We start from the raw sequence: 22,416 nt of genomic DNA, 5'->3' as shown, positions 1-22,416 counted from the left end.
CGGCGAATTCTACGTCCCACTGTTGACGTCATACGTCATACGAGTTACTTTCTCGTCAATCCAAGTGTCTCGATTCAGCGGGGTCGGCCGACGTCGAAAGTGAGCAGCGATGAAGCACCGAGCAGTGTGGTCAGCCGTTCTCGTCGCGGCATTGGCGCTGGCCGGCTGCGGGAGCGCCGGCGGGACGCGTTCCCCGTCCGGCGGGGCCGACGGGAAGCTGGTCGTCTGGGACTGGAAGTCCGGTGAGGCGTCCGCCCGGGCGTACCTGGAGAAGGCGAAGGCCGACTTCGCCAGGAAACACCCCGACGTCACCGTCGAGTTCGTCGCCCAGCCCTTCGAGCAGTACTACACCCTGCTCGGCACGGCGATCCAGGCCGGCAAGGGGCCGGACGTGATGCTGTTCAACGGGGGCGGCCAGATCCGGGACCGGGCGGACGCGCTGCTGCCCCTGGACGAGTACCTCACCGACGACCGGCAGCGACTCGCCGGCTGGGACGCGTTCACCAAGGACGGCAAGACCTACGCCGCCCCGGTGACGCTGCAGGGTCACCCGATCTACTACAACCGGGCCCTCTACGACAAGGCCGGCCTCGACCCCGCCAGCCCCGCCACCACCTGGTCGAAGTTCCTCGCCGACTGCGCCACCATCACCCGGCGGACCGGCGCGAAGTGCCTCGCCCTCGGCAACAAGGAGGGCTACGGCATCCAGTTCTTCCTCTCCGCCTTCGGCTCCGGCGTGTTCAGCACGCAGGAGTACGACGACTGGATCGCCGGCAAGCGGGACTGGACCTCGCCGCACGTCAAGCGGATCTTCGCGCTCTGGAAGGAGGCCCAGGACGCGAAGCTGAACAGCGACGGGGCGAACTCGACGGCGATGTTCAACGACTCCTTCGCGATCTTCCAGTCCGCGAAGGCCGCCCACGTCATCGGGCTGATGTCGGACGTCGGACACTGGAAGGACTTCAGCGAGTTCCTCACCGCCGAGAAGCTCGGCGTGATGCGCGCCCCCGTCGTCGTACCCGGGGCCACCCCGAGCCTGCCCTACGACGGCGGCATCGGCTACGGGGTCGCCAGGTGGACCAAGGACCCCAGGGTCGCCGCCGACCTGGTGCGTTCGCTGACCTCGACCGACGCGCTGAAGTCCTTCTACGCCGACGCCGGGGCGATCGCCGCCGACACCACCATCGACGTGTCCCAGGGCGGCCCGGCCGTGGCCACCATCGTCGCCGACCTCAAGGCCGGCAAACCCGCCCTGCACGTGGCGCTGTCCTCCAAGACCCTGGAGCTGATGGGCCGGCTCTCCCAGCAACTGCTGAGCGGCTCGATCAGCGTCGACGAGGCGGTGAAGCAGCTGGCCGCCTCCGATCAGGCCGGCTGACCCCGTGCCGGTTCCCGAGGCGGCACCGTCGGTCCGTCCGGCCCCGACCGGCCGGGCCGGCGGGACGCCGCCGCGATCCGTACCCCCCGCCCCCGCCGTCTCGCGACGCGGCCGGGCTGGCCGACGGGCGGAACGGCTCGCCCCCTTCGTGCTGCTGGCCCCGTCCCTGCTGATCCTCGCGCTGCTGCGGTTCTGGCCGCTGCTGCTCGGGGTCAACTTCTCCTTCACCGGTGACGGCGACCGTGACGGGCTGATGGTCGGCCTGGACAACTACCGGGAGCTGCTCGGGGACCCGCTGTTCCGGGACGCGCTGGGCAACGTCGGGCTGCTCGTGCTGCTGCTGCCGGTGGCGGTGGCGATCCCCGGCCTGCTCGCGACCCTCATCTACCTGCGGGTCCCCGGGCACCGGCTGTACCGCAGCGTCTACTTCTTTCCGGCCGTGCTGTCCCCGGTCATCGTCGGGGCCATCTTCAACCTGCTGCTCGCCTTCGACGGCCCGCTCAACGCCCTGCTCGGCGGGGTCGGCATCGGGCCGGTGGACTGGCTCGGCGACCCGGACGTGGCGATGTTCGTCGTGGTCGGGGTGCACGTCTGGGCGACCTTCGGGATGGCGCTGGTGGTGTTCCTCGCCGGCTTCGCCACCCTGGACGCCTCGCTGCTGGACGCCGCCCGGGTCGACGGCGCGTCGCTGCCCCAGACCGTCCGGCACGTGATCGTGCCCAGCCTCGCCCGCACCATCCAGTTCGTCTTCGTCACCACGATGATCGGGATGCTGACCTCCATGTTCGGCCTGCTCTACGTGATGACCAGCGGCGGCCCGGAGGGGTCGACCTACCTGCCGGAGTACTACATCTGGATCCAGCAGGGCCAGATGAACCGGCCGGCGCTCGCCTCGGCCGCCTCGACGGTGCTCTTCCTCATCATGCTCGTGGTGGGGCTGCTGCAGATCAGCCTGCTCCGGCGGGCGGTGAGGGAGGCGTGATGTCCCGTGTCCGGTGGGGTCGGTGGCTGCTGGCCCTGCCGATGGCCGTGCTGGCCCTGGCGACCGTCTACCCCCTGGTCTTCACCGCCAACGTGGCGATGAAGACCCGCCGCGACTACGTCCTCGACCGCTTCTCGCTGGTGGACTCCCTGCGGTGGGACAACGTCGCGGCGGCGTGGAACAGCGTCGGGATGGCCCGCTACCTGACCAACTCGGTGGTCGTGGTGACGGTCTCGGTGCTCCTGCTGCTGTTGTTCGGGTCGATGGCCGGCTTCGCGTTGAGCCAGCTGCGTTTCCGGGGTTCGTCGGTGCTCTTCCTGTGCTGCCTCGCGGCGCTCTTCGTGCCGTTCCAGGTGATCATGGTGCCGCTGGCGCGGATCATGTCCGACGCCGGTCTCGTCGACACCTACCCGGGGCTGGTGCTCGCCTACGTGGCGCAGTTCCTGCCCTTCACCATCTTCCTGATGACCAGCTACTACCGGACCATCCCCCCGGAGATCATCGACGCGGCCCGGATCGACGGCAACGACGTCTACGGTGTCTACCGGCGGATCATGCTGCCGCTGGGCACCCCGGCCCTGCTGTCGGTCGGCATCCTCAACGCGCTGTTCTGCTGGAACGACGTACTGATCTCGTTGCTGCTGATGCCCTCGGCCGAGCACCGGACCCTGATGGTCGGGGTGACCTCGCTGCGGGGGCAGTACTCCGCCGACATCCCCACCTTCGCCGCGGGGGTGCTGATCGCCGCCGTACCCGTGCTGGTGATCTACCTCTTTCTCCAGCGCCAGATCGCCGACGGTGTCGCCGCCGGTGCTACGAAGGGCTGACATGCGGATCACCGGATACCGGACCCTGACCACCGTGCAGGAGTGGGGTCGGCCCGTCGGCGACGCGAACGGCGTCTTCACCGACGGGGTGACCACGGTGCCGATCATCGTGGTCGAGACCGACGAGGGCATCACCGGGGTCGGCCTCGGACCGCACACCGACCTCGAACGGATCTTCGCCGCGATCGACGGCGAGGACCCCCGCGCGGTGACCACCCTCTACGACCGGATGCTGCGGCAGACCTTCAAGGCGGGCCACGCCGGCACGGTGTTCGGCACGATCGGGGCGTTGGACACCGCGCTGTGGGACATCAAGGCCCAGTCGGCGGGGCAACCGCTCTGGCGGCTGCTGGGCGGACGCGACCGGCGGGTGCCGGCGTACGCGTCCGGCCTCGACATCGGCCTGGACGACGACGAGCTGGTGGCGGCCTACACGGTCTACGCCCGACACGGGCTGCGGGCCGCCAAGCTCAAGGGCGGCCTGGACATCGAGCGGGACCGGCACCGGCTGCACGTGGTCCGGGACGTGCTCACCGAGGCAGGTCGGGGGCAGCGCCCCGGCCTGATGCTCGACGTCAACGAGGCGTGGACCCGCAAGCAGGCCGTCCGGCACGTCGGCGAACTCGAACGTACCCTGGACCTCGTCTGGATCGAGGAACCCGTCCGACGGTGGGACGCCGAGGGCCTGGCCGTCGTCGGGCATGGTATCCGGGCGTCGGTCGCGACCGGGGAGAACCTCACCGGCCTCGAACAGTACCGGCCGTTGATCGCCGCGGCGGCGGTGGACATCGTGCAGATGGCCGCGGTCTGGGGGGTCACCCACTTCCTGCGGGTGGCCGCCCTGGCGCACGCCTACGACCTGCCGGTCAGCCCGATCGGCAACAGCCCCGTGGGGCTGCTGCACGCCGCCACGTCGGTGCCCAACCACCTGGTCAGCGAGCTACAGGACCTCCGGCCCCCGGTCGGGATCACCCGCGACCTGTACGTTGAGGACGGGGCGTTCGTCCTCGGCGACACACCGGGCCTGGGCGTCACGGTCGCCGAGGAGGAGATCCGTACCCATCCCCGCCGTTCGGACGTGCCCACACCCGACGGACCCAACGTGCGGCCGGAACGGGCCGGACGCCGGCTGCTGGCGGAGAACGACCAGATCGTCGCCGGGCCGCAGCGGTACGTCACGCCGCTGCCCGGCACCCCGGCGCACCACCACGACGGCCTGCCGTCCGCCGTCAGGAACTGACCCCGACCCACGAGGGAGTACGCATGCAGGCAGTGGTCTGCCACCGCGCCCGGCACCACCGGCCCGACGAGCTGGTGGAGGCGCACCGGTGAGCACCCTGTTCGACCTGTCCGGCCGGACCGCCGTGGTGACCGGCGCACGCCGGGGCATCGGGCTGGCCATGGCCGAGGCGCTGGCCGTCGCGGGCGCCGACGTGATCGGCGTCTCGGCGCAGCTGGAGGCCACCGGCAGCGAGGTGGAGCGCCGGGTACGCGCGGCGGGCCGCTCGTTCACCGCGTTGCGCGCCGACCTGGCCGACCGGGCCGCGGTCCGCCGGCTCGTCGGTGAACTGCACGACCTCGGCCCGGTCGACATCCTGGTCAACAACGGCGGCACCATCGCCCGTGCCCCGGCGGCCGAGCACCCCGACGAGATGTGGGACCACGTCATCGAGGTGAACCTGACCAGCCAGTTCGTGCTGAGCCGGGAGATCGGCCGGGCGATGGTGGCCCGGGGCCACGGAAAGATCATCTTCACCGCGTCGCTGCTCAGCTTCCAGGGCGGCATCACCGTCCCCGGATACGCCGCCTCCAAGTCCGGCATCGCCGGGCTGACCAGGGCGCTGGCCAACGAGTGGGCGGCGCACGGGGTCAACGTCAACGCCATCGCCCCCGGCTACATCGCCACCGACAACACCCGGGCGCTACGCGAGGACCCGGAACGTGACCGGGCCATCCTGGCCCGCATCCCGACCGGCCGGTGGGGAAACGCCGACGACCTCGCCGGCGCCACGGTGTTCCTGGCCTCCCCGGCGTCGGACTACGTCAACGGCATCGTCCTGCCCGTCGACGGCGGATGGTTGGGCCGATGAGCGCACCGCCCGGCACCGTCGACGCCCACCACCACCTCTGGGTCCGGGCCCGGCACCCGCAACCCTGGATCGACCCGGCCACCATGGCCGCCATCGACGCCGACTTCACCCCGGCCGACCTGGCCCGGGTCACCCGTCCCGTCGGGGTCACCGGGACCGTCCTGGTGCAGGCCAACTCCACCGAGGCGGAGACGGTGGACCTGCTGGGCGTCGCCGCCGACGACCCGCTCATCCGGGGGGTCGTCGGCTGGCTGGACGTCACGGCCCCGGACGTCACCGAACGACTGGGCCGGCTGCGGGCGGCGCGCGGCGGCCACCTGCTGGTCGGTGTCCGCTACTCCATGCAGGACGAGCCCGACCCGGCGTTCCTCGACCGGGTCGACGTGCGGCGGGGGATCACCGCGGTGGGCGCCGCCGGTCTCGCCTTCGACCTGCTGGTGCGGCAGCACCAACTGGGCGCGGCCGGTCGGCTCGCCCGCGACCTGCCCGAGGTGCGGTTCGTCCTGGACCACCTCGGCAAACCGGCGCTGGGCGGGACGGCCCTCGACGGGTGGGCCCGCGACCTGCACGCCCTGGCCGGCGCGGCCAACACCACGGCGAAACTGTCCGGCCTGGTCACCGAGGTGCACCGGGCACCGTGGACACCGCAGGACCTGCGCCCGGCCGTCGACCACGCCCTCGACGCGTTCGGCCCGGACCGGTTGATGTTCGGCTCCGACTGGCCGGTCTGCCTGCTCGCCAGCTCCTACCCACGCTGGGTCGACACGCTGGCGAAACTGCTCGACCCGCTCGGCGACGAGGAGCGGGCGGCGATCTGGCGACACACCGCCCGGCGGGTCTACCGACTGGAGTCGGCGTGAACGCCCGCCCGCTGCCGCGCCGACCGGCGGTACGCCTCACCGCGCTGGGCTTCGGCGCGGCGCAGGCCGGCAACCTCTACCGGACCACCACCGACGAGGAGTTCACCGCCGCCGTCGACACCGCCTGGGCGGGTGGCCTGCGCTACTACGACACCGCACCGCACTACGGGCTCGGCCTGTCCGAACGGCGGCTCGGCGCGGCGCTGCGTACCCGGCCGCGCGACGAGTACGTGGTGTCGACGAAGGTCGGGCGGTTGCTCGTACCGTCGCCGCAGGACGCCCACCGGCGCGACCCGGAAGGTTTCGACGTGCCCGCCGACCACCGGCGGGTCTGGGACTTCAGCCGCGACGGCGTGCTCCGCTCGCTGGAGTCCAGCCTGGCCCGCACCGGCCTAGACCGGGTGGACGTCGTCTACCTGCACGACCCCGACGACCACTGGGAACAGGCCGCCACCGAGGCGGTGCCCGCCCTGGTGGAGCTGCGCGACCAGGGCGTGGTGGGGGCCATCGGGGCCGGCATGAACCAGTCCCACCTGCTCACCCGGTTCGTCGAGGAGACCGACGTCGACGTGGTGATGTGCGCGGGCCGGTACACCCTGCTGGAACAGGGGGCGCTGACCGACCTGCTGCCCGCCGCCGAACGCCGGGGCGTCGGCGTGGTCATCGCCGGGGTCTACAACTCCGGCCTGCTGTCCCAGGACCGGCCCCCGGCCGACGCCACCTACAACTACCAGCAGGCCCCACCGGAGTTGATCGACCGGGCCCACCGGATCGCCGACGTCTGCCAGGCGTACGGCGTCACCCTGCCGCAGGCGGCACTCGCCTTCGTCCGCTCCCATCCCGCGGTCGTCTCGACGGTCGTCGGCCTGCGCAACCGCGCGCAGGTCGCGCAGGCGTTGACCCGCGCGGACGCCGACGTCCCGGCGGCGCTGTGGCCGGCGCTGCGGGCCGCCGGGCTGCTCGACCCGGCCGCGGCATGATTCCACCGCGACGCCGGGCACCCCACCACCCCACCAGGATTGGAGTCCCACCCGTGTCCGTCCCGACATCACCCGCCCGGCGCGGGCCGGTGCTGGCCGGCCTGGCCGCCACGGCGCTCGCCGCCACGGTCGCCGTGCTCGCCCCGGCCGGTCCCGCCCTCGCCGCCACCACCACCCTCTACGCGTCCCCCGCCGGCAGCGGCACCGCCTGCTCCAGCAGCCAGCCCTGCACGCTGACCGAGGCGCAGAACGCGGTCCGGTCCCGTACCGCCGGGATGTCCGGCGACATCGTCGTCGAGCTGGCCGACGGCGTCTACCGGCTGGCCGCACCGCTGCGGTTCACCGCCGCCGACTCCGGCACCAACGGCTACACCGTGACCTGGCGGGCCGCCGCGTCGGCCCGCCCGCAGATCAGCGGGGCGCGCGCCGTCACCGGCTGGTCGCAGGTCGACGCCGGCAAGAACATCTGGCGGGCGAGCGTGCCCGCCGGGCTGGACAGCCGGCAGCTCTACGTCAACGGCGCGGTCGCCACCCGGGCCCGCACCGCCGTCAACCGGGCCGACTTCACCTTCACCACCAGCGGCATGCGGTTCAGCAACGGCGCGTTGAGCTACCTCAACAACCTGGGTAACCAGAACCGGGTCGAGGTGGAGAGCGTCGGCTCGTTCACCGACCGGTACTCCCCGGTGCAGAGCATCAGCGGAAACTTCCTCACGATGCAGCAGCCGGCCTGGAACAACAACACCTTCGGCTTCGACACCCTGTCCAAGCCGCACCGGGCCGGCCCGTTCTACCTGGCCAACGCGTACGAGTTCCTGGACAGCCCGGGGGAGTGGTACCTGAATCCGGGCAGTGGTCAGCTCAACTACATCCCGCTGGCCGGGCAGAACATGAGCAGCGTCAGCGTGGAGCTGCCGCAGTTGCAGTCCCTGGTGAACGTCGGTGGCAGCTACGACGCCCCGGCGCACCACATCGCGTTCAGCGGGATCACCTTCACCGGCACCAGCTGGCTCGGCCCGAGCAGCAGCAACGGCTTCGCCGACCAGCAGACCGGAGCGCACATCACCGGCACCTGGGCCCGCCCGGCCGACGCGCTCACCTCCTGCCAGGAGGGCTGCCCGCTGTTCGAGGCGACCCGGCCGAGCTGGGCCCAGATGCCGGCCGCCGTGCAGGTCTCCGCCGCCAACACCATCACCTTCGGCGACTCCCAGTTCGTCAACCTCGGGCAGACCGCCATCGGCATCGGCAACGACGCCAACGCGCACGCCAGCGGGGTCGGCCTGGGGGCCAGCAACATCACCGTCACCCGTTCCGAGATCGCCCGCAACTCGGCCGGCGGTATCGTCGTCGGTGGGGTCCGCGCCGACGCCCACCACCCGGGCGACCAGCGGATGACCAACCGGAACATCACCATCAGCAACAACCGGGTGCACGACCTCGGTCTGGAGTACCGGGGTGTGGTGTCGATCCTGACCACGTACGTCAACACCTCGCTGGTGTCGCACAACGAGGTCTACAACATGCCGTACACCGGGCTGTCGGTGGGCTACGGCTGGGGCGCCAACGACGCGGGCGGCAGCAACCACTACGCCGACCGTGGGCTGTACAACTACCAGCCGCGCTACTCGACGGCGACCACGGCGGCCAACAACCAGGTCGTCGGCAACTACATCCACGACGTGATGCAGCAGATGACCGACGGTGGCTGCCTCTACACGCTGTCGGCGAACCCGGGCGGGACCATCAACGAGAACTACTGCCTGCGGACCAACGGCTGGTTCGGGCTCTACTTCGACGAGGGCTCCCGTTACTACACCGCCCGCAACAACGTCTTCTCCTCCACCGGCACCTGGGCCACCGCCAACTACTGGTACGCCGAGAACATGGGCAACTTCACCGTCACCAACAACTGGTCGACGAACAACAGCACCAACGTGACCAACGGTGACCGGGGCAACGTCGTCAACAACAACACGATCGTCAGCAACAACAGCTGGCCCTCGGGGGCGCAGACCGTGATGGCCAACGCCGGTGTGCAGGGCAGCACCAACCCGCCGGCGCAGGGTGTGCGGCTCGTCGGGGCGCAGTCCGGCAGGTGCGCCGAGGTCACTGGCTCCAGCACCACCAACGGCGCGCAGGCCCAGCTGTGGGACTGCACCGGCGCGACCAACCAGCGGTGGACCCAGACCACCGGCCGGCAGCTGACGGTCTATGGCAACAAGTGCCTGGACGCCTCCGGGCAGGGCACCAGCAACGGCACCCAGGTGGTGATCTGGGACTGCAACGGGCAGAGCAACCAGCAGTGGAACGTCAACGCCAACGGCACGATCACCGGTGCGCAGTCCGGGCTCTGCCTGGACGCGAACGGCGCGGCGACCGCCAACGGCACCAAGTTGATCCTCTGGGCCTGCAACGGCGGCACCAACCAGCAGTGGAGCCTGCGCAGCTGACCGGTCGCGTCCGAACGTGGCCGATCCGTGGGGTGCGGGGCCGCCGGCCCGGCCCCGTACCCCGGCGCGGCGTGCGGTGGCGGTGGCACCTCGCGGAGACGGCTGCCGCCACCTCAGCGGGGTGCCACCGACCGGGACGCGGTGTGCCGGCGGCAGCGGGTGAGTTCCGCGCGCAGCTCGCGGCGCAGTGACCGGTCCACCTCGGGTGCGGCGAGCGCGGCGACGAAGTCCCGGGCCGCCTCGTCCCACCGGCCCAACCGGGCCAGCGCGGTGCCCCGGTTGTAGCGGGGCACCGGTGCCGCCGACAACGCGACCGCCCGGTCCAGGTCGGCCACGGCGTCGGCCACCGCACCCCGGTCGAACCGTACGGCGGCCCGGTTCGTCCACGCCTCGACCAGCTCCGGATCGCCGGCCAACGCCCGGCTGAACAGCGCCTCGGCCTCGGCCGCCGCGCCGCGCTCCGAGCGGATCAGCCCGAGGGTGCACAGCAGGGCCGGCTCGTGCGGGGCCAGCACCAGCCCGGCCCGCGCCCCCGTGTCGGCGACGTCGAGGGCGCCCCGGCCGAGGTGCAGGTTGACCAGGGCGATCCGGGCATCGAGGTGTCCGGGCTCGATGGCCAGCACCCGGTCCAGGTCGTCGCGGGCCCGCCCGGTGCGGCCCCGCTCCTGCTGGAGCACCGCCCGGTTGTAGTACGCCTCCGGCAGGTGCGGCCCGAGGCGGATCGCGCTGCCGTAATCCCGGATCGCGGCCCGGTGTCGCCCGGCGGCCCGGTGCAGGGCGGCCCGGTCCACGTAGTACTCGCAGTTGTCGGGGTCGTGGCCGATCACGGTGTCGAGTTCGGCCAGGGCCCGTTGCGGGTCGCCCAGCGCCAGGTGGACCTGGGCCCGGTTGTGGCGCAGCCGGGCCACGTCCTGGGGGCGTTCACCGGGGGCGAGCACCGCTGTCAGCCGGGCCAGCCCGTCGTCGATCAGCCGCAGCGCCCGCTCCGGCTCGCCCGCCCGGCTGTCCAGCAGGGCGACGCCCTGCTCGTAGAAGACCGTCGACAGGACCCGCTGCCGGGGGTCGGGCACCGTGCGGGCGAGCCGGAGCGCCTCCGCCAGCCAGTGCCGCGCCCGGGCCGGGTCCTGGGCGGCGGCCGGCAGGTGCCGGGCGTACAGCATGGCGGTGGCGTACGCGGCCGACATGGTGATCTTCGGATCGTCGGTGACGGTCCGGGTCTCGTGGTAGAGGTCGAGCGCCTCGGTGGCCTGGTCCAGCGCCGCCAGGGCGGTGGCCAGGCCGGTGGTGAACGACCACCAGTGCGGCAGGTCGTCGGCCGGGGTGACCAGGGCACGCCCCTGTCGGGCGGTGCGGGCCGCGTGGCGGTAGAAGCCGCCGGCCAGGCTCTCGCCGAGGGCGGTGCGCAGCGCCGCCGGGCTCAGGTCGACGGCCGGCAAGGCCGGGCCGTCGTCACACAGATCCAGCCGCACCGGGTACGCCCCGAGTCGGCCGGCCAGCGCGTCGAGCAGCTCGCGGGTGGTCTCGTCGGCCGCGCCGACGTGGACGAACCGGAGCGTGACCGGTCGGCGGAGGGTGCCCGCCCAGGCCGCCACGAACTCGGTCGCGCCGTAGGCCAGGGCGGCGGTGCGCCGGGCGGGGTGGAACCGGATCGGCGCCTCGTCGGCGGCGGCGCGGGCGGCCGGGTCGAGCCGGGGCGCGATGGCCCGCAGCTCGGTGCGGTGCCGGGCGGCCAGCCGGGGGCGGTCGGCGGCGATCCGGTGGAGCAGGTCGGCGACCCCGGCGTACGGCCCGAGGTCGCGGTGGCAGTCGTACCGCGGCGGCTCGTCGGTCACGGTCGGGCCGGCGTCGCCGAGGGCGGGCGCCCGGGGGCGCCCGCCGGGCCGGCAGTTACCAGCACCACTCGATCCAGAGCCGGCGGGCGCCGGACACCAGACGCAGTGCACTCGTACGACGGACGGTCATCTTCTTCATGGGCACCTCCGTGGTCGTCCACTCCGGACTGCGCAGAGCCTAATCCCGATCAAGGGAAATGCGAAGGGTGTTCGTGAAGCCGGTCGGCCCGATGGCCTGGCCGCCGACCGGTCCGGCGACTCGGGTGGCGCGTTCGTCTCCGGCAACCAGGCGCAGGGCGTCACCTCAGGTGCCGGTGGCGACTGCAACTCCAGTGGCACCACCGTCTACCAGCCGGTCAACGAGATCCTCGGCACGTACGGGCTGTCGCTGACCACCACCGGCGGTGGCGCTGGGAGTGCACCGGCGGGGCCAACCAGAAGTGGCGGCGCGGCTGAGCGACCCGGGCGCGGGGCGGGCGACCACCTGGTCGCCCGCCCCGCGCGCCGTCGGTGCCGGTGCCGGTGGACGGATCGTCAGCCCGGCGTGGTGGCGCGGTCCGGGGTGGGGCGGGGGCCGCCGGGCAGCCGGTCGCGGCAGAAGTCCCGGAACGAGCGGGGTGGGCGACCGGTGACGTCCGCGACGGTGCTGGTGGTCCGGTCCTCCGCGCCGGCCGCGATCGCCGTGTCCAGGCTCGCGAGGAACCGGGCGAAGTCGGGTGGCAGGCCATTGGCCTCGTGGTACGCCGTGAGTTCGGCCTCGCTGACGGCACGGTGCCGGACCGGTCGGCCGCCGGTGTCGGTGAGGACGGCGGCGATGTCGGCGTAGCTCAGGCGTTCGGGGCCGGTGATGAGGTGCTCGGTGTCGTGCGACGTCGGATCGGTGAGGGCGCGGACCGCCACCCCGGCGATGTCGGCCGGATCGACGATGCCGACCCGGGCGTCTCCGGTGGCGCTGATGATCTCGCCGTGGTCCCGGGCGCTCACCCCGTGCGGACGGTCGCCGACGAAGTTCTCCATGAACCAGGAGGGCCGCAGCACCGCCCACTCGGGGAAGAGCCCGCCCAACCGGGCCTGCACCTCACCCAGGCCGGGAGTGCCCGCCTCGATCGCCGAGGAGCTGAGCAGGACGGCCCGCCGTACTCCCCGGGTACCGGCCAGTTCCAGCACCGGCAGCATGACCGGTGCGGGATCGACCTCGCCGACGGGTGGGACCAGGTACACGCCCGTCACGCCCTCCAGCGCGGTGCGGTGGGTGCCGGGGTCGTACCAGTCGAAGCGGACGTCCCCGGCGGAGGCTCGGCGGCTGGCGACGCGGACCGGGTGGCCGGCGTCGGCGAGGGTGGCGTCGGCGAGGGTGGCGGCGACGAGCCGGCCGGTCGTCCCGGTGCCGCCGATGACCAGGATCACGAGCGCACCAGCCCGCCGCCGAGCAGGTCCTGTGCGGCCTGCGGGTTCCAGTAGTCGCGGTAGTGCACGATGTGGCCGTCCCGGATGGTCAGCACGGCGATGTACCGCAGGCGGTAGGGCCGGCCGCTGGCGACGACGACACCACCGGCGGTGAACTCGGCGACCAGCACCGTCGGATCGGTGGTCTCGTGCACGGTGACCTCGGTGATCTCGCGAACGTCGAGGACCTGCGGGTAGTCGATGAGGTAGTCGTGCACGGCGGCCCGGCCGGTGACCCGGCTCGGCTGCCCGGCCGGCGCGAACGGGAACTCCATGACGCCGTCGTCGGCGAACAGGGCGATGAATCCCGGCATGTCCTTGGCGAGCAACAGGTGCATGGCCCGGTGGAACAGGGCGGTGGAAGGGTTCGACACGGTTGTCCCCTGGTCGTCGGTGCCGTCCCGCTGCGTGGCTACGATAGCGGACGGCCGGTCCGTTTCACTGTAGCGGACTGTTGGTCCGTTTCGCGAGGGGAGAGGGTGTGCGCGCCGACGCGGCACGAAACCGGACGGCCGTGCTGGCCGCCGCAGATCGGTTGTTCGATGCCGCGACCGACCCCGACCAGGTCTCGATGGACGACATCGCCGCCGCCGCCGGAGTGGGCAAGGGCACGCTGTTCCGCCGCTTCGGCGACCGGATGGGGCTGCTGCGTGCCCTGTACGCGCAGCGCGGCGACCGGTTGCGGGCGGCGCTGGCGGCGACGCCACCGGCGGGTCCACCGGCGGAGCGCGCCCGGCACCTGCTCCGCGAGGTGGTGCGGTTCAAACGGGACAGTCGGGTGCTGACGTTGGCCCTGGAGAACGCGGGCGACGGCAGCCCCTACCGCACCGGCTCGTACGAGGAGTGGCACGTCCTGCTGGTCGCGCTCGTCACCGAGGCGCGCGGCCCCGCGTCGGCCGACTACCTCGCCCACGCCCTGTTGGCGGCCGTGCGCAGCGACCTGGTGGAACACCTGCGGGACTGGCCCGACGAGCGCTGGGAGGCGGGGTTGGCCGCCCTGACCCGCGCGGTGCTTGACGGGTGACGCGTCCCCGACGGCATCCGGGGCGGGTGGCCCCGGACGCCACTAGGATCGGTGTGGAGGTGGACGAGGCATGAGACTCGGGCTGCACTACTGGAACTACTCGACCCCGACCGATCCGGCGGCGGTCGCACCGACGCTGATCGAGACCGCGACGATCGCGGAGGAGGCCGGGGTCGCGTCGTTCACCGTGATGGACCACTACTTCCAGATGGAGGCGATGGCCCCGGCCGAGGAGCCGATGCTGGAGGCGTACACGACGCTGGGTTTCGTCGCGGCGCGGACCTCGCGGATGACGCTCGGCGTGCTGGTCACCGGCGTGATGTACCGCTACCCGGGGCTGCTCGCCAAGATCGTGACCACCCTGGACGTGCTCTCCGGCGGTCGGGCCCGGCTCGGCATCGGCGCGTCCTGGTACGAGCGCGAACAGCGCGGCCTCGGGGTGCCTGTGGTGCCCGTGGCCGAGCGGTTCGAGCGGCTGGAGGAGACGCTGCGGATCTGCCGGCAGATGTGGAGCGACGACAACGGGCCGTTCGAGGGCCGGCACTACCGGCTGGCCGAGACGCTCAACTCGCCGCAGCCACTGCGACGGCCCCACCCGCCCATCATGATCGGCGGCAGCGGCGAGAAGAAGACCCTGCTGCTGGTGGCCCGGTACGCCGACGCCTGCAACCTGTTCGGCAGCAGCCCCGCCGAGGTGGCGCACAAGCTGGACGTGCTGCGGGGGCACTGCGCCGCCGAGGGCCGCGACTACGACGCCATCGACAAGACGGTTCTCGTGATGCGACCGCCGCTGGCCGACGTGGACGCCTTCCTGGCCGAGGTGGCCGGGTACGCCGCGCTCGGCGTGACCGAGGTGCAGGTCACCCCGGACCGGCACCCGGTGGAGTTCACCCGACGGGTCGCCGACGAGGTGCTGCCGAAGCTGACCACGATCGGCTGAGGTCGGTCACCATCGGTCGACCCGACCCACCGGGCGTCGCCGCCGACGATCCGGCCGGGATGCGCTGGTGGCGGCACGTCCGCCCGCCGGCCGTGGTCCGCCGCCGGTGTCGTCCGCCCGCCGCTGGCCGGTGTCGTCCGCCCGCCGCCGCTGAGCCGGCGGGCGGACGACCCGACCGTCACTGGCTGAGCCGGGCCACCTCGTCGGCGGTGAGCCGCAGCCCGGCCGGGGCCGCGCTGCGCCCCGTCGCCGGGGTGGCCGGCGGATCGGCCGGTCGGCGCAGGTGCCAGTCGGTCACCGCCTGGTAGGCGGCGGCCACCGACAGCAGCCGGTCCTCGCCGTACGGGAGGCCACCGAGGATGGTGCCGATCGGCAGGCCCGCGCCGGTGAAACCGATCGGGAAGGCGATCTCGGGCAAGCCGAGGATGTCGAACGGCACCGGGCCGGTCTGCACCACCACGTCGCAGCCGGCGAAGAGCTGGTCGAGCACCCGTTCCATCAGCAGCAGCTTGGCCCGTTGGCCGGTGATGAACTCGCTGCCGCCCAGCAGCGCGCCCTGCAACCAGCCGGTCACCGAGACCCCGAAACCCCGCAGGTCGGTACGCAGGTAGGGCAGGAACGGCTCGGTGCGCTCCGGCAGTCGTACGTTGTTGAACGCGGTGCCGGTGAGCAGCTCCCACTCGTCGGGCAGCGGCACGTCGACGATCGTCGCGCCGGGGATCGCGGCGAGCTTCGCCAGGTACGCCTGCCGGGCCAGCGCGGTCTCCGAGGTGCCGGCGGTGAAGCCGGGCAGCACCCCGATCCGGGTCTTCCACCGCAGCTTGAGCTTGCCACCCTGGTGGGTCGGGGTGGCCGCGTCGATCAGCTTGGGCACCTCGGGCAGGCCCTGGCTGCGCGGGTCGGCCGGGTCCTCGCCGGCCATCGCGGTGAGCATGATGGCGGCGTCCTTGGCGTCGCGGGCCAGCGGGCCGGGATGGTCGCGGGTGTAGCTGAGCGGGATGATCCCGTGCAGCGACACCCGCCCCATGGTCGGTTTGAGCCCGGTGAGGTTCTGCGCGTTGGACGGCGCGGTGATCGACCCGCCGGTCTGGGTGCCGGTGCCGCAGGCGGCGAGCCGTCCCGCCACGGCGGTGGCCGTGCCGGTGGACGATCCGCCGGGGTCGGTGGCCGGGTTGGTGGGGGTCCAGGCGTTGACCGTGGTGACCACCCCGGCGGGGGTGGTGGCCCGGGTGGTGGCCAGCGGGCCCATCTGGGTCTTGCCCAGCACGATCGCCCCGCCGCCGGTGACCAGCCGGGTCACCGCCGTGGCGTCGTACGGTGGCCGGAAGTCGGCGAACAGGTAGGAGCTGGCGGTGGTCGGCACGCCGGCGGTGTAGTAGTTGTCCTTGATGGCCAGCGGGATGCCGTGCAGCGCGCCCCGGTGCGGCTTGCGGGCCATCGCGCGGGCGGCCTTGACCGCCTGCTCGGCGAGCACCAGGTTGAACGCCTGGTAGGTCGGCTCGTAGCGGGAGATCCGGGCCAGGTACGCCTCGACCAGCTTCTCCGGGGTGAGCTTGCCGGCCCGGATCAGCCAGGCCGCCTCGGCGATGGTCAGTTCGGTCGGGTCGGCCACGGCCTCCGGGCGCGGCTTGACGTAGGCGTTGGGTACGGCCAACGCCGGGTTGTAGCGGCCGGCCGGAACGGCCGATGTTCGGGTGCTGCCGGCGGCCGAGGCCACGGCGGGCAGCCCGACGACGCCGCCGACCGCCGAGGCGGTGGCCAGCGCGGCGGTCCGGGCGAGGAAGGCGCGACGGTCGACGCCGCGGTCGGCAGGTGCTGTGCTCATCACTTCCGCCATTCCGTGCTGATCGAGGGGTAGAGCATCGGCGCGGGCTGCTGGGACAGCGCCATGGCCACGGCCGGGTCGGTGCCCGCCGGCGCGGGCGGCTGGTAGGCGGCGAGGGTGCCGACGGTGCCGCGGACGAAGGAGCGCAGCGAGGCCAGCACGGTGTCCCGGCCGGGGGAGCCGGTCTGCGGGTCGGCGGCGGTGCCGGCCGGGAGTTGGTCGAGGTCGATGCCGAGCGACGCGAGCCGGGCGCGGATGAGGACGTCCAGCTCGGCGTCGGTCGGTGGGGTGGGGGCCATGACGCTCCTTGAGGGGTGGGCGACGATGCCCCACTGTCGAGCCGGATCGTGTCGCAGACGTGACATGTTGATCTCGGCGTCGTGAAGCCACGCAGGTCAATGCCCCTGTACGGGGGTGCGACAGTGGACGGGCGGGCCGGCGCAGCGGGGTCGCGCGATCGCCCAGCACGTCCCGGCCGACGGACATGTCGGGCCCGTTCGTGGCCACTGCGCTGGGGCAGGTGGCGGTCGGGCCGGTCGCTGCGGTGGTCGGTATCCGCGCCACCGTGCTGATCCTCGCTGCGCTGGTGGTGCTCTCCGTGCTCGGGATGGTGTCCAGCCGGGCGGTCCGCCGGCTGGCGGCGTCGACGCCCGGAGCCTGAGCGTGCGGCGGCACGGCCGGCGTTGACGTCGGGCCCGTGCGGGAACCGGCCGGTGGACCGGCGCGTGGTCGGACGTTTCGCGGAGCCGGTGCCCGGACGGCCCGCTCCCCGGTGGGGTGCCGCCTGCCCCGGTCGGACGCCGGCGGGGGCGGCGGCAGCCGGACGGCTGCCGGCAGCGGTCGGGCCGGCGCCGGTCGGGGTACGCCGGGGCCGCGCACCACCATGCGGTGGACCGAGTCGCGCCGGCCCGACAGTTACCGCAGGGCATTCCCGCTCGACTATGGGGAAAGGGGGGAACGTCAGATCAATTGCCCGCCGTCGTCGCCAATCCCGCCACAATCGAACCGTCCCGGTCGACCCTGGGTGCCATGCGTTCTGCCGGGTATTTCGGACCACGCCGGGTGGCCGTACCCCATTACCCGGTGGTCGTCCGCCGCCGGGAACGACTCAGTCGTGGAGCGTGACGTCGGGCAGTGGGCGGCCGGTGGCGTCGAACAGCGCGGTTCCGCAGTCGCAGTGCTCGTCGGCGAGGCTCCCGGTCGCCGGCAGTTGCCAGACCAGCATCTCCCCGCAGCCCGGGCAGTCGAGGCTGACCAGGGTCTCGGTGGGTGGCGAGGCCCAGTCCCGTACCGGCTGGCCCTGGTGGGTCAGCCCGCTCGGCGGCTGCCCGCCGGTCCGCAGGACCAGCACCGGGTAGCTGTCGGTGCCGTCGTCGTGCACCGCGAGGGTGAAGCCGAGCGGTGCCAGCACGCCGGACAGGTGGTCGAGTTGGCGGATCGGCAGGTCGCCCCGGCCCAGCGTCGGGTCGGCCTCGGCGGCCCGCTGGACGACGTCGGTGTCGACGCCGTCCGGCTGGGCCCCGAAGGCCCGGATCCGCCCGGCCACGAACGCCGCCAGGGCGCCGGGCTCCTCCTCGCCGGTCCAGTCCATCACGAACAGCACGCTGTCGACCCCGATGCCCCGGGCCCGCTCGTCGGGGGCGAGGACCAGGTCCGCCAACTCCGTCACGGCGGCCACGTTAGCAACCGTCAGGTGGCGGGCCGTGCGCGCCGGTCGTCCACTGTCGCCGCCCGTGTCGTGGCGGCGTGCGACGACCACCGGACGCGCGGGATCGGTGCGGACCCGGATGCGGTCGGCGTGCTTGACCCCTATGGAAGGGGAAACTAAACTCCGGCCGTTAACGTTCACAATTATCACAGTCGATATGTGCTGTCGAAACGCCGACGGTGACGTCCAGGTCATCCCCGTGGCGGCGCAGCAGATCGGTGCCGACCGGCTCGATGGAACCGGCAGGGCGCGTATCACCACCACCACCACCAGGAGGACGAAAGAAATGACGCAGGATCAGAATGGGCCGGCGGCCGGCGAGCGGAAAACACTGAGCCGTCGCGTCGTCCTGACGACGCTGGGCACGCTGCCCGTCGCGGCGGCCACGGCGGCCCTGGGAGCCACGGAGGCCTCCGCCGCCCCGGCGAGCATCAACCTGTCGGCGACCCGGCAGACGATCAAGGGCTACGGCGCGATGGCCCACGCCGGCTGGATCGGCGACCTGACCGCCGCCCAGCGGGAGACGGCGTTCGGCACCGGTGAGGGCCGGCTCGGCTTCTCCGTGCTGCGCATCCCGGTCGGCGAGAGCCAGGCGGACTGGAGCCGTGACCTGGCCACGGCCAAGCGCGCGGCCGAACTCGGGGTGACCGTCTTCGCCTCGCCGTGGAACCCCCCGGCCAGCATGATCGAGACGTTCACCCGGGGCAGCCAGACCAACGCCAAGCGCCTGCGGGCCAGCTCCTACGCCGCATATGCGCAGTACCTGAACGACTTCACCGTGTACATGCGCAACAACGGGGTGAACCTCTACGCCATCTCCGTGCAGAACGAGCCCGACTACGCCCACGACTGGACGTGGTGGACCTCCGGCGAGATCATCAAGTTCCTCAAGGAGAACTCCGGGGTGATCAGCACCCGGGTGATGGCGCCGGAATCGTTCCAGTACGTCAAGTCGATGTCGGACCCGATCCTCAACGACGCCACCGCACTGGCCAACGTCGACATCATCGGGGCCCACCTCTACGGCACGTCGTACTCGAACTTCCCGTACCCGCTGTTCAAGCAGAAGGGGGCGGGCAAGGAACTGTGGATGACCGAGGTCTACTACCCCAACAGCAACGCGAACTCGGGTGACGCCTGGCCGGAGGCGCTCGACGTCGGCGAGCACATCCACCGGTCCATGGTCGACGCCGAGTTCCAGACGTACGTCTGGTGGTACCTGCGGCGCAGCTACGGCCCCATGCGCGAGGACGGCCAGATCAGCAAGCGGGGCGCGATCATGGCCCAGTACGCCCGGTTCGTGCGGCCCGGATACGTCCGCGTCGACGCCACCGCCAACCCGGCGTCGAACGTCTACGTCTCGGCCTACCGCAGCGGCAACACCGTGGTCATCGTCGCGGTCAACAAGAACACCTCGGCGGTGAGCCAGCAGTTCACCCTCTCCGGCGCCACCGCGTCGGGCAGCGTGCAGAACTGGCTGACCGACGGCAGCCGCAACGTCGCCCCGCAGAGCGCGCTGACCATGTCCAACGGCTCGTTGACCGTCAACCTGCCCGCGCGCAGCGTGATGACGTTCGTGACCAGCACCAACGGCACCACGCCGACCCCCACCCCGACCGTGACGCCCACGGGCACCCCGACGCCGACGCCGACCCCGACGCCCACCCCGACCCCCACCCCCACCCCCACGGCGGGCGGCAGCGGACCCCGGGTCGGCTACACGATGAACAGTTGGGACTCCGGCTTCACCGCCAGCATCAGCATCACCAACACCGGCACCTCGACGATCGACGGCTGGACGTTGGTGTTCACCCTGCCGTCGGGCCAGTCCATCACGTCGGCCTGGAGCGCCACCATCTCGCCCACCAGCGGTCAGGTGAGCGCCCGCAACGTCAGCTACAACGGCACGATCGCCCCCGGCGCCACCGTCGAGATCGGCTTCCAGGCCAACCACACCGGCAACACCGCCAAACCGACCGCCTTCACCCTCAACGGCATCCCCTGCACGGTGGCCTGACCGGTCGACCGGAGCAACCCCGTACGGCCGCCGTGGACACCGCGGCGGCCGTACCCGTTGCGGGTGCTTGCTCCTCACGCGGCGTGAGGGCCGATAGTCGGTGCCGTGGACGAACACCTGACCGTGGGACGGGTGGCGGAACTGGCCGGGGTCACCGTCCGGACGCTGCACCACTACGACGAGATCGGCCTGCTGACGCCGTCCGCGCGGACGGCGGCGGGACACCGCGCGTACTCGCCCGCCGACGTACGGCGGCTGCGCGAGGTGCTCGGCTACCGGCGACTCGGGTTCGGGCTCCGGCAGATCGCGGACCTGGTGGACGATCCGGCGACCGACCCCGTCGCGCACCTGTGCCGGCTGCGCGGCCTGCTGACCGACCAGCGCGACCGGGCCGCCGCCCTGGTCGCGGCGATCGACCGGGAGTTGCAGGCGCGGGCGCTGGGGATCGCCACCACCCCGGAGGAGCAGCTACGGGTCTTCGGCGGCCGGTTGTACGACACCATCGGCAGCGCCTACCCGGCGACCCGGCGCACCGACCCCCGGATCGCCGCCCGCATCTGGGCGGCGTTGGGCGACGCCCGGACGGTGCTGAACGTCGGGGCCGGCACCGGCTCCTACGAACCCGGCGACCGTGCGGTGACGGCGGTGGAGCCGTCGGCGGTGATGCGGGCACTGCGTCCGGCCGACGCCGCGCCGTGCGTGGCCGCCGCCGCGGGGGACCTGCCGTTCGCCGACGGCTCCTTCGACGCGGCGATGGCGGTCAGCACCGTCCACCACTGGCCGGACCCGGTCGCCGGGCTGCGGGAGATGCGTCGGGTGGCCCGGCGGGTGGTGGTGTTCACCTACGACGCCGACGGCGCCGGCTGGCGGGAGCGGTTCTGGCTGACCCGCGACTACCTGCCGGAGTTCGCCGGCCTGCTGGTCGACTGGCCTGCGCTGGGCGAGCTGACCGCCGCGATCGGTGGGCACGCCGAGCCGGTGGACGTCCCGTGGGACTGCGCCGACGGCCTGTTCGAGGCGTACTGGCGACGGCCGGAGGCGTACCTGGACGAGCAGGTGCGGCGCGCGGTGTCGGTGTGGACCCGGGTCGGGCCGCAGGCCGAACGGCGGGCCGTCGGGATGCTCCGGGAGGACCTGGCGTCGGGCCGGTGGGCGCAGCGCAACGGGGACCTGCTGCGTCGCGACACCGCGGAGCTGGGCCTGCGCCTGCTCGTGGCCTGAACAGCCCGGCCGGGGCCGTTGCGGGCCGAGGTGGGGTGTGCCGCCGGCTTCGCCGGATGCCCGGGTGGGACCGGCCGGGCCGCCGCCACGGTCAGCCCTGGCGGGTCGGTCGGATGGTGAGGTCGCCGATCTCGACGTCGTCGGGTTGGTCGACGGCGAAGGCGATCGCGCGGGCGACCGCGTCGGGATCGAGGCCGATCTCGGCCATGGTCCGCTGCGCCTCCGCGCGGACCACGGGGTCGTCGACGGCCCGGTCGACGAGCTCGGTGCGGACGTAACCGGGGGAGATCGAGGTCGTCCGCAGCGCTCCGCTCGTGCTCTCCTGCCGCAGGCCCTCCAGCAGGGTGCGCACCGCGTTCTTCGTCCCGGCGTACACCGCCTGGGTGGGAACGATCTTCAGGCCGGAGGTCGAGACGACCGTGACGAGGTGACCGCCGCCCTGGCGGGTGAAGACGGGCAGGGCGGCGGCGATTCCGTGCAGGACGCCCTTGACGTTCACGTCGACCATCGCCGACCAGCCCTCGACGTCCAGCTCGGCCATGGTGCCGAGCCTGCTGATCCCGGCGTTGCCCACCAGGACGTCCAGCCGCCCGAACCGCTCCACAGCGAGGGCCACCAGGGAGCGCAGGTCGTCCGGGGCGGTGACGTCCACCCGGGTGGCGACCGCCCTGCCGCCGGAGCCTTCGATCTCGGCGACCAGGCGGTCGAGCCGGTCGGTGCGGCGGGCACCGAGCACGACGGACGCGCCGAGCGCGGCGAGGTGGCGGGCGGTCGCCGCGCCGATGCCGCTGCTGGCGCCGGTGATCGCGACGACCTTTCCGGGGATGGTCATGATT

Annotated in this window: 20 protein-coding genes and 1 pseudogene; 14 read left to right on the top strand and 7 right to left on the bottom strand. The window is 72.6% G+C overall.

The genetic code is table 11. The annotated features are described in order from the left end of the window. Positions 1-109: 109 nt before the first annotated feature. The 8 genes from AB0B63_RS09780 to AB0B63_RS09745 all read left to right on the top strand — a co-directional run bounded on the left by AB0B63_RS09780 (position 110) and on the right by AB0B63_RS09745 (position 9,567). The gene (locus AB0B63_RS09780; RefSeq protein ID WP_357016435.1) at positions 110-1,378 is read left to right on the top strand and encodes an extracellular solute-binding protein; all 1,269 of its coding nucleotides are present in this window, start codon (positions 110-112) and stop codon (positions 1,376-1,378) included. A gap of 4 nt (positions 1,379-1,382) precedes the next feature. Further along, entirely contained in the window at positions 1,383-2,360 is a 978-nt protein-coding gene (locus AB0B63_RS09775; protein ID WP_357016432.1) for a sugar ABC transporter permease, read from the top strand. Beyond that, positions 2,360-3,187: a carbohydrate ABC transporter permease gene (locus tag AB0B63_RS09770; protein WP_357016429.1), complete on the top strand. Its 828-nt coding sequence runs from the start codon at positions 2,360-2,362 to the stop codon at positions 3,185-3,187. The genes AB0B63_RS09775 and AB0B63_RS09770 overlap by 1 nt, the downstream gene beginning before the upstream one ends. A gap of 1 nt (position 3,188) precedes the next feature. Next, the gene (locus AB0B63_RS09765) at positions 3,189-4,427 is read left to right on the top strand and encodes a mandelate racemase/muconate lactonizing enzyme family protein (protein WP_357016427.1); all 1,239 of its coding nucleotides are present in this window, start codon (positions 3,189-3,191) and stop codon (positions 4,425-4,427) included. Between the two features lie 88 nt (positions 4,428-4,515). Further along, the gene (locus AB0B63_RS09760; protein WP_357016424.1) at positions 4,516-5,277 is read left to right on the top strand and encodes an SDR family NAD(P)-dependent oxidoreductase; all 762 of its coding nucleotides are present in this window, start codon (positions 4,516-4,518) and stop codon (positions 5,275-5,277) included. After that, positions 5,274-6,137 (top strand): amidohydrolase family protein, encoded by an 864-nt coding sequence (locus AB0B63_RS09755; RefSeq protein ID WP_357016421.1) that lies wholly within the window; start codon positions 5,274-5,276, stop codon positions 6,135-6,137. Before AB0B63_RS09760 ends, AB0B63_RS09755 begins: the two co-directional genes overlap by 4 nt. Then, a complete protein-coding gene (locus AB0B63_RS09750; protein ID WP_357016418.1) occupies positions 6,134-7,117 on the top strand; it encodes an aldo/keto reductase in 984 nt (327 codons plus the stop codon). Before AB0B63_RS09755 ends, AB0B63_RS09750 begins: the two co-directional genes overlap by 4 nt. A 53-nt stretch (positions 7,118-7,170) precedes the next feature. Then, positions 7,171-9,567 (top strand): RICIN domain-containing protein, encoded by a 2,397-nt coding sequence (locus tag AB0B63_RS09745; protein WP_357016416.1) that lies wholly within the window; start codon positions 7,171-7,173, stop codon positions 9,565-9,567. Positions 9,568-9,680: 113 nt separating this feature from the next. On the opposite strand, the gene AB0B63_RS09740 is transcribed toward AB0B63_RS09745, so the two are convergent. Continuing rightward, the gene (locus AB0B63_RS09740; RefSeq protein WP_357016413.1) at positions 9,681-11,399 is read right to left on the bottom strand and encodes a tetratricopeptide repeat protein; all 1,719 of its coding nucleotides are present in this window, start codon (positions 11,397-11,399) and stop codon (positions 9,681-9,683) included. Here AB0B63_RS09740 and AB0B63_RS09735 point away from each other — a divergent pair. Continuing rightward, positions 11,281-11,811: pseudogene (locus AB0B63_RS09735) on the top strand (trypsin-like serine protease); the annotation flags it as partial. The gene AB0B63_RS09740 and the pseudogene AB0B63_RS09735 overlap by 119 nt on opposite strands. Before the next feature lie 122 nt (positions 11,812-11,933). Here AB0B63_RS09735 and AB0B63_RS09730 read toward each other — a convergent pair. Both AB0B63_RS09730 and AB0B63_RS09725 read right to left on the bottom strand, forming a co-directional pair. After that, the gene (locus tag AB0B63_RS09730) at positions 11,934-12,806 is read right to left on the bottom strand and encodes an ergot alkaloid biosynthesis protein (protein ID WP_357016410.1); all 873 of its coding nucleotides are present in this window, start codon (positions 12,804-12,806) and stop codon (positions 11,934-11,936) included. After that, on the bottom strand, positions 12,803-13,219 hold the full coding sequence (locus AB0B63_RS09725; protein WP_357016407.1) for a nuclear transport factor 2 family protein: 417 nt from the start codon (positions 13,217-13,219) through the stop codon (positions 12,803-12,805). Before AB0B63_RS09725 ends, AB0B63_RS09730 begins: the two co-directional genes overlap by 4 nt. Before the next feature lie 107 nt (positions 13,220-13,326). On the opposite strand from AB0B63_RS09725, the gene AB0B63_RS09720 reads away from it, so the two are divergent. Together AB0B63_RS09720 and AB0B63_RS09715 are read left to right on the top strand one after the other, a co-directional pair. Further along, positions 13,327-13,869: a helix-turn-helix domain-containing protein gene (locus tag AB0B63_RS09720; protein WP_357016404.1), complete on the top strand. Its 543-nt coding sequence runs from the start codon at positions 13,327-13,329 to the stop codon at positions 13,867-13,869. A 70-nt stretch (positions 13,870-13,939) separates the two neighbouring features. Beyond that, entirely contained in the window at positions 13,940-14,809 is an 870-nt protein-coding gene (locus AB0B63_RS09715; protein ID WP_357016401.1) for an LLM class F420-dependent oxidoreductase, read from the top strand. A 178-nt stretch (positions 14,810-14,987) separates the two neighbouring features. On the opposite strand, the gene AB0B63_RS09710 is transcribed toward AB0B63_RS09715, so the two are convergent. Next, positions 14,988-16,634: an amidase gene (locus tag AB0B63_RS09710; protein ID WP_357016398.1), complete on the bottom strand. Its 1,647-nt coding sequence runs from the start codon at positions 16,632-16,634 to the stop codon at positions 14,988-14,990. Next, positions 16,634-16,933: a hypothetical protein gene (locus tag AB0B63_RS09705; RefSeq protein ID WP_208566735.1), complete on the bottom strand. Its 300-nt coding sequence runs from the start codon at positions 16,931-16,933 to the stop codon at positions 16,634-16,636. The genes AB0B63_RS09710 and AB0B63_RS09705 overlap by 1 nt, the downstream gene beginning before the upstream one ends. A 200-nt stretch (positions 16,934-17,133) precedes the next feature. Here AB0B63_RS09705 and AB0B63_RS09700 point away from each other — a divergent pair, with 200 nt between their 5' ends. Beyond that, a complete protein-coding gene (locus AB0B63_RS09700) occupies positions 17,134-17,295 on the top strand; it encodes a hypothetical protein (RefSeq protein WP_357016394.1) in 162 nt (53 codons plus the stop codon). A gap of 447 nt (positions 17,296-17,742) precedes the next feature. Here the strand turns inward: AB0B63_RS09700 and AB0B63_RS09695 are convergent, their stop codons facing one another. Further along, positions 17,743-18,303 (bottom strand): hypothetical protein, encoded by a 561-nt coding sequence (locus AB0B63_RS09695; RefSeq protein ID WP_357016391.1) that lies wholly within the window; start codon positions 18,301-18,303, stop codon positions 17,743-17,745. A 325-nt stretch (positions 18,304-18,628) separates the two neighbouring features. Here AB0B63_RS09695 and AB0B63_RS09690 point away from each other — a divergent pair, with 325 nt between their 5' ends. Both AB0B63_RS09690 and AB0B63_RS09685 read left to right on the top strand, forming a co-directional pair. Further along, positions 18,629-20,359, top strand: coding sequence for a cellulose binding domain-containing protein (locus tag AB0B63_RS09690; protein WP_208566733.1), 1,731 nt, complete (start codon positions 18,629-18,631; stop codon positions 20,357-20,359). Positions 20,360-20,464: 105 nt separating this feature from the next. Then, a complete protein-coding gene (locus AB0B63_RS09685; RefSeq protein ID WP_357016387.1) occupies positions 20,465-21,580 on the top strand; it encodes a MerR family transcriptional regulator in 1,116 nt (371 codons plus the stop codon). Positions 21,581-21,671: 91 nt separating this feature from the next. Here the strand turns inward: AB0B63_RS09685 and AB0B63_RS09680 are convergent, their stop codons facing one another. Next, a complete protein-coding gene (locus AB0B63_RS09680; RefSeq protein WP_357016384.1) occupies positions 21,672-22,412 on the bottom strand; it encodes an SDR family oxidoreductase in 741 nt (246 codons plus the stop codon). Positions 22,413-22,416 lie beyond the last annotated feature (4 nt).

Source organism: Micromonospora sp. NPDC049081 (assembly GCF_040648835.1).
In the GTDB taxonomy this organism is placed as follows: domain Bacteria; phylum Actinomycetota; class Actinomycetes; order Mycobacteriales; family Micromonosporaceae; genus Micromonospora; species Micromonospora antibiotica.
The sequence above is the reverse complement of the archived record's forward strand: the minus strand, read 5'-3'. Positions and strand labels throughout refer to the sequence as shown.

Excerpts from the sequence above, each read along its gene's own strand:
- AB0B63_RS09780 (WP_357016435.1), top strand. The coding sequence starts at position 110 with ATGAAGCACCGAGCAGTGTGGTCAGCCGTTCTCGTCGCGGCATTGGCG.
- AB0B63_RS09770 (WP_357016429.1), top strand. The coding sequence starts at position 2,360 with ATGTCCCGTGTCCGGTGGGGTCGGTGGCTGCTGGCCCTGCCGATGGCC.
- AB0B63_RS09765 (WP_357016427.1), top strand. The coding sequence starts at position 3,189 with ATGCGGATCACCGGATACCGGACCCTGACCACCGTGCAGGAGTGGGGT.
- AB0B63_RS09755 (WP_357016421.1), top strand. The coding sequence starts at position 5,274 with ATGAGCGCACCGCCCGGCACCGTCGACGCCCACCACCACCTCTGGGTC.
- AB0B63_RS09715 (WP_357016401.1), top strand. The coding sequence starts at position 13,940 with ATGAGACTCGGGCTGCACTACTGGAACTACTCGACCCCGACCGATCCG.
- AB0B63_RS09710 (WP_357016398.1), bottom strand. The coding sequence starts at position 16,634 with ATGAGCACAGCACCTGCCGACCGCGGCGTCGACCGTCGCGCCTTCCTC.
- AB0B63_RS09705 (WP_208566735.1), bottom strand. The coding sequence starts at position 16,933 with ATGGCCCCCACCCCACCGACCGACGCCGAGCTGGACGTCCTCATCCGC.
- AB0B63_RS09690 (WP_208566733.1), top strand. The coding sequence starts at position 18,629 with ATGACGCAGGATCAGAATGGGCCGGCGGCCGGCGAGCGGAAAACACTG.
- AB0B63_RS09680 (WP_357016384.1), bottom strand. The coding sequence starts at position 22,412 with ATGACCATCCCCGGAAAGGTCGTCGCGATCACCGGCGCCAGCAGCGGC.